Source organism: Streptomyces sp. NPDC004561 (genome assembly GCF_053602155.1).
Window position 1 is genome coordinate 1 of record NZ_JBSGDB010000867.1, and the last position, 1,710, is coordinate 1,710.

Annotated in this window: 2 protein-coding genes; both read left to right on the forward strand. The window is 76.3% G+C overall.

Features of this window, described 5'->3' with window-relative positions; genetic code table 11:
- Positions 1 to 1,171 (forward strand): lyase family protein (locus ACWEN3_RS46220; RefSeq protein ID WP_452984403.1); only part of this gene is annotated, 1,171 nt, incomplete at its 5' end.
- Positions 1,168 to 1,710, forward strand: a 543-nt coding sequence (locus ACWEN3_RS46225; RefSeq protein WP_452984405.1) for an alpha/beta fold hydrolase, incomplete at its 3' end; no start/stop codon positions are given. The genes ACWEN3_RS46220 and ACWEN3_RS46225, both read left to right, overlap by 4 nt.

Consider the following 1,710-nt stretch of genomic DNA (forward strand, 5'->3'; position numbering starts at 1 on the left):
CTGCGCACCGCCGCGGGAGCGCTCGCCACCACGCTGCGACGCGGACTTCTTGTCGCCGGTGGAGGTCTTGCTCGCTGTCCTCGACTCCCCCGACCCACAGCTCCTCGCAGTCCCAGACGTCGGCGAAGGCGTCGTGGACGCGCCGGGTCTGGCAGCGACCAGCCAGGACATCCTGGACACGGCCACCATGCTGGTCGCCGTACGCGCCCTGGAGCCGGTGCTCGCCGACCTCGCCCGCACCGAGCGGGCCCTGGCCCGGCTGGCCGCCGCCCACCGGGACACGCCGATGCCGGGGCGCACGCTGACCCAGCACGCCGTGCCGACCACGTTCGGCCTGAAGGCGGCCGGGTGGCGCTCCCTGGTGCTGGACGCACGGGACCGCGTCACCCGGGTGCGGGCGTCGCTCCCCGCCCAACTCGGCGGCGCCGCAGGGACGTTGGCAGCGTTCCGGGCCTACGGCGCCGAGGACGCGAGCGCGCTGACGGAGGCGTACGCCCGTCAGGTGGGCCTGGCCGCACCGGCACTGCCCTGGCACACGCTGCGGACGCCGGTCGCCGACCTGGCCGGCGCCCTGGCCTTCACGGCGGGAGCGCTGGGCAAGATCGCCGAGGACGTGCTGACGCTGTCGCGCACCGAGATCGGCGAGCTGTCCGAGGGCAGCGGCGGCGGCTCCTCCGCCATGCCGCACAAGGCCAACCCGGTGCGCTCCACGCTCCTCGCGGCCGCCGCCCGCCGTGCCCCGCAGCTCGCGGCCACGCTCCTCGGATCCCTCGCGGCCGGCGACGAACGTCCGGCGGGGGCCTGGCACGCCGAATGGGAGCCGCTGCGCGAACTGCTCCGGCTGACCGGCGGCGCGGCCCGGGACGCGGCCGCACTCGCGGAGGGGCTGCGCGTGCACCCCGACGCCATGCGCCGCAACCTCGACGCCACACGCGGCCTGATCGTCTCCGAGCGGCTGTCCGCCGCCCTGGCGCCGCGCCTCGGCCGGGCCCGCGCCAAGGAGCTGCTCACCGAACTCGCCCGCCGCGCCCACACCGAGGAGCGGACCCTCGGCGAACTCCTCTCCGAAGAGCCCGAGTTGCGCGACCTCGATCTAGACGACCTCACCGACCCCGCCCGCTACACCGGCTTCGCCGGACCCCTCACCGACCGTGCCCTGGAGCGACGTTGACCGTGAAACTCCTCAACCACCTCGAAGAAGGCCCGGCCTCCGCTCCCCCGCTGCTGCTCGGGCCGTCGCTCGGCACCTCCCACACCCTGTGGGACCGGGTCGCGCCCGAGCTGTCCACCAGCCACCGGGTCGTCCGCTGGGACCTGCCCGGGCACGGGGGTTCGGCGGCGGACCTGATCGGGCCGGGCGCGACCGTCGGCGACCTCGCCGCGCTGGTGCTGCGCCTCGCCGACGTGCTCGGCATCGACCGGTTCGCCTACGCGGGCGTGTCGCTCGGCGGCGCGGTCGGCCTGCATCTGGCGGTGCACCACCCCGAGCGGCTGTCCGCCCTGGCGGTCATCTGCTCCTCCGCCCACTTCGGCGGCGAGGCGCCCTGGCGCGAGCGGGCGGAGCGGGTGCGCCGCGAGGGCCTGCGGTGGCTGGCCGAGAGCGCCGACGCGCGCTGGTTCACCCCCGGTTTCACCGTGCCGGAGCTGGTCCGCGACCACCGGGAGGCCGACCCGGAGGCGTACGCTGCCTGCTGTGACGCGCTCGCGGCG